The 4,863-nt window shown below is 28.4% G+C and carries 5 protein-coding genes; 1 reads left to right on the top strand and 4 read right to left on the bottom strand.

The window, feature by feature from the left end:
- Window positions 1–266: 266 nt before the first annotated feature.
- The 3 genes from RWN11_RS07200 to RWN11_RS07190 all read right to left on the bottom strand — a co-directional run bounded on the left by RWN11_RS07200 (window position 267) and on the right by RWN11_RS07190 (window position 2,884).
- Window positions 267–683 (bottom strand): type II toxin-antitoxin system HicB family antitoxin, encoded by a 417-nt coding sequence (locus RWN11_RS07200; RefSeq protein ID WP_314161065.1) that lies wholly within the window; start codon window positions 681–683, stop codon window positions 267–269.
- 36 nt (window positions 684–719) lie between these two features.
- Window positions 720–911, bottom strand: coding sequence for a type II toxin-antitoxin system HicA family toxin (locus tag RWN11_RS07195; protein ID WP_304096555.1), 192 nt, complete (start codon window positions 909–911; stop codon window positions 720–722).
- Between the two features lie 401 nt (window positions 912–1,312).
- Window positions 1,313–2,884 (bottom strand): ABC transporter ATP-binding protein, encoded by a 1,572-nt coding sequence (locus RWN11_RS07190; protein ID WP_314161064.1) that lies wholly within the window; start codon window positions 2,882–2,884, stop codon window positions 1,313–1,315.
- Between the two features lie 231 nt (window positions 2,885–3,115).
- Here RWN11_RS07190 and RWN11_RS07185 point away from each other — a divergent pair, with 231 nt between their 5' ends.
- Window positions 3,116–3,991, top strand: a complete 876-nt coding sequence (locus tag RWN11_RS07185; RefSeq protein WP_314161063.1) for a helix-turn-helix transcriptional regulator — start codon at window positions 3,116–3,118, stop codon at window positions 3,989–3,991.
- Between the two features lie 111 nt (window positions 3,992–4,102).
- On the opposite strand, the gene RWN11_RS07180 is transcribed toward RWN11_RS07185, so the two are convergent.
- On the bottom strand, window positions 4,103–4,702 hold the full coding sequence (locus tag RWN11_RS07180) for a type IV toxin-antitoxin system AbiEi family antitoxin domain-containing protein (protein WP_314161062.1): 600 nt from the start codon (window positions 4,700–4,702) through the stop codon (window positions 4,103–4,105).
- Between the last annotated feature and the right edge of the window lie 161 nt (window positions 4,703–4,863).

Raw genomic sequence — 4,863 nt, 5'->3', positions numbered from 1 at the left:
TAGATAAATTAAAAGATAGCTTTAAAGTTTATTGTTACGAAAATGTTCAAAAATATAGATAATGTTCGCAAAGTAGAGTTTTAGATTTATTCTAGATATTTATAATTTTCATTCTGTTGTTCTCTATGAGAGGGCAAATACTGCAAAGTCTTTTTCTAAGTTGTCTTTCTCGAACGAACACTTTCCTGCCGTTTTACTCATTGTGTGTCCATTAGAAAAAGACAACAACTCAGTTTTATTATTTTTCTGAATTGTTGTCTTTATATTTACATACTAAATTCTTCTTTTAACGCTTCTTGTAATAATTGGCTGACGTTTATGTTATTTCTTTTTGCTAACTCATTTAGATAACTAGGTATCGATACATTTCTTCTTACTGTTTTTACTTCTGATTTTCTTGCATATTCTAGCATATCAACACCAACTAAACTTACAAAACTAGCTTCTTTTACTGAAAACTCATCCTCTTCAATTTCTAAATCTTTTATATCTCTTGCTGTCGGAAACTCTTTTCCGTCAATATAATACTCATACAACCAAGCACCTAAATAATCACTAGCCATAAAAAATGCATCTTTTAAATCTTCTCCTTCAGTAGCACCAAAATCTAAATCAGGGAAAACCACTGTATATCCGTCATTCTCTATATTTTTATAAAATATAGCAGGATAGACTACATTCATAATAATACCTCCTATTATTAAAATAAGGAGCGGGAACTATTTCAATCCCGCCTGTTTCAAGATCCTATGCTCTAGACCTTTTCCTAAAGCACGATTATGAAACGGAACTTGTGTTACCCTACCAGTCTTAGGATTCCTAAACTTTCTATGCGAACCATCTCCACTTTTTACATAAATGAAGCCATTTGCTTCTAAAAGCTTAATCATCTCTTTAGATGTCATTGGCATTGTATTGTCCTCCTTACTTTTATTATACACACTTATACACATTAATTCAAGTAGAAGGTGTATCACTCGCAATTTTTATTCATACATATTTCTTTATTTCTAAAGTCTAACAGCATAATTGGCTTACGTTTATGTTATTTCTTTCTATGACTTTATGTTATAATAAAAAAGAACGGTTGGGACGCCGTCTACCCTTTTGGGAAATATTAAAGATTACTTACGCTTTGGGTTGCCGCCCTTAGCGTTTTTCTTTTGCTCCTGTAAATATTTTAAAATATCTTAGCCCTCTTTTTAAATTGGACTTTTGTTCTTACATTTTTTTATTTTGTAAGAACAAAAGTCCATGTCTACACAATAAAAAAGAAGGTTCAAGATTTTTTTAATCTTACCCTCTTTTCCATCTAGCTACCTAATGTTATTACTTTATCTGCTAAGTTTTCGACTTTTTCACTATTTCTATGAGTTATCATAATAACTGTAGATTCTTTGTCATTTAATATTATTTCCTCAATATCATCTGCCAACTTACTATCTAAGTTCGCTGTACCTTCATCGATTATGAATACGTCTTTTTTATGATATAAACTTCTCGCTAATCCTAATCTCTGTAGCTGTCCACCTGATAAAGCTAAGTTTTTATTGTCTAGTATTGTATTTTCTTTTTCTTCTAAATTATCAACAACCTCGACTAGCTTACAGTTTTCCAGAACTTCTCTGAATAACTTGTCGTTATATTCTTTATTTAAAATAATATTATCCTTGATCGATAAATTTAACAATTGTACTTTTTGATTCATCGTAGAAATTGCCGATTTGATATCAAATTGTTTTAATTCTCTATTATCCCATTCTACACTTCCTTCGTAGTTTTTCAAATCACCATTTAAAATATTGATTAGCGTTGATTTACCACTACCACTTTTACCTTTTATTAAATACTTCTTGTTTTTCTCAAAAGTTAAATTAGGAAATTCTACCGTCTTATCTGGATAGTTATATTTAACATTAGAAACTACAATCGCCTTATCTAATTTTTCTACTCTCGGTAAACTTTTCTCTTCTTTAATTTCTGGGTACTTATTCAACAACTCATTTGCAGAAGCGAAATTCGGATATAACTCGATTACTTTTGTCAGTCCTCCAAAGAATTCCCCCGTATAACCTGATATTGCAAATATCATCGCAAATTCAATATACCCTTTATATGCAAAATATCCCGCAATAAAAATCAACGCAATTTGGTTACCTGCATTTATTGTCACATTCAATCCTTGTAAAGTCATAATAGATTTTTTTCTATTAACTTTCGCATTTTTTATATTTTTTGAACCTACATTAACAATTCTATCTAATAAATTCAACGCAGAAAAGTTGTTTAGCATTTCTGAACTAGCCAGCGCATTCTCTAAATCCTTATTGAAATCTTCTGTAGCTTTTGAAATGTCTTTTGTCGTTGTTTTTATCGCTTTGTTGAAATACTTAGGTAGAACCATCATTAATAAAGACAATGCAAGTGAGATAATAAATAACGTAATATTCACCTTAAGTAATGCAATTGTTGAGATAACAACTAAAGATATACTGTAAATCGCAAATAAACAATTAGCCGCATATTGCTCAAACTGCTGAATATCAGTAGTGTTTAAAGCTATACATTCTGCTCCATTATTATGTTTCTCGTTATAAACTAACTTTTTCTTGAAATCTGCAATTGCTGTTTTTCTAAGACTTGTAGAAAAATTTTGAATCAATTTTTCTACATATATCGCTCTGAAATAACCTAATGTATTCAAAACAACATATATCAACATAACTGCAATAGTTGCCGACACCATAAATCTTAAATTTTTATCTACCGTCGCTTGGATAATCAAACTAAATCCATAAGACGTCGCAACCTGTGTTGCTGCGCATAATACTGTAATAATAAATACTAATATGCTATATTTTTGTTTAAATAATAATTTAAACACGATCTTCACTCCTAACACTAACTTTTAAAATCCTTTTTACATTCTGACTCTAAAAGTATATTTATTATGTAAATTTTATCAGAGATAACAAAGATAGTCAACACTATATTTATATATTTTTAACACTATTGTGTTTTAATTATACTTGAATATTTCTTGTTTATTGATTTACAAGTAGATTTATAGTATTATTATAGTAATATTTGATTAATTCTCAGGAGCGGATAAATTTTGAAACTTAAATTAGCTGACTTAATAAAAACTAAAAGAAAATCACTAAATATGTCTCAAAAAAAATTAGCTGAAGGTATTTGTACTCAAACTATTATCAGTAGATTAGAAAAAGGAGAAGTCACTCCTTCTATAGATATATTTTTCAAAATAATAAAAAAATTAAATATTCCAACTAATGAAATAGAAGCATTATTTGATATTGATACTAAAGAATATCAACCTTCTAACTTCAAAGTTAATGAACTTGTGGAATTACTTTATAAACGAGATTATAAGACACTAGATTTTGTTTTATCTTCCATTGATAAAAACACTCTTGATTCAGAAAATATTTTATATTTTGAATGGTTTCAAGCTATCACAACATATCATATAAAAAATCAACTAGATTTTGCAATTGAAAATCTAAAGATATTAATAGAAAAAGTAGAAGTTGGTTGTATTTTATATTGTGATATCTGTAATACTTTGGGAAATTTTTATTCAGAAAAAGAATTATTTGAAGATGCTCTTCTTTGGTATGAAAAAGTTTTACCATATATAAGAATTATTCAAAATACAAGTTCTGAACAACCATTTTATTATTCTATTGCGCGTATCTATGGAATTTTAAATAAATTAAATGATGCAACGTATTGGAACTCTACCGCTATTACTAAAGCTCTAGAAAATAAATCTTTTTATCTTCTAGGAGACAATTATTATTTACAAGCACGATTATTTGAAGAGCAAAATCTTATTGAAGATGCTATTAACTCTTGTAATAAAGCTATTAGTATATTCTCATTAGAAAATAATGAAACTATGAGATCTTTAACATTATCTTATCTTTCTTATCTAAAAGAGAAAAATAGCAAAGAACCGCAACAATAATCCTCTTATTTTGGCAATATGTCTTAAAACGAAAAAACTCCAGATTTTTCCTCTGGAGTTTATTTTCTTTCGATATATTTCTAATAGCCCCTTTTATTTGTTCTGCTGTCTTCATAATAATACCTCCGTATAAGGTTTCAGCTGTTCTTCCATATTCATATACATGGCATATTTAGATAATTTTAATAAATCTTTATCTTCACCTCCAAAATATAATTTCATAGCTTCACTAAATACGCCAGAATCAACTCTATCTTTATCTCTTATAAGATCTAGTATAGTTTTTTCTTTATCATACACGCTAACTTCTCTACCGAATGGGCTGATTATTCTTTCCTTACCTAAATCATAATATTCTTTTTTACTATATTTAAAGGAAATATCATCCCTGTTTTTCTTAATTCTACTTACATTATCACCCTTCATTACCATCATAACATAGTTGAGTGGCATTCTTGTGGATAAACCTTGCAAGTAGGCTGCAGTTTCATGAGAGAATACTCCCTTTGGTATTCTATAAGAAAAATAAAGATACTCGTCTATTTCTTCATTAGTTAAGACGTATAATCCGTTCGCTACTTTTACTATTTCTTCATCATGCGTAAGTTTTTTTAACGTATCCTTATGGATTCCCAATGATAATGCATCTTTTGTTGTAATAATTCCATTATTTTCCTTCATTTTATTTAGTAATAATTCTTTTTTACTCATGATTTTCACCGCCTTTTTGTTCTTACATTTTCTATTTTATAAGAACAAAAGTCCAAATGCAAATAAAAAGAAAAACTCCAGATTTTTCCTCTGGAGTTTATTTTCATCTATTCTTTTATAATTCTATAGTAAATTTTTGATGTTATTGCATAAACTATTAG

Source organism: uncultured Gemella sp. (assembly GCF_963519265.1).
GTDB lineage: Bacteria > Bacillota > Bacilli > Staphylococcales > Gemellaceae > Gemella.
Note: the sequence above shows the minus strand (reverse complement) of the source record. Positions and strands in the feature narration are given on the sequence as shown.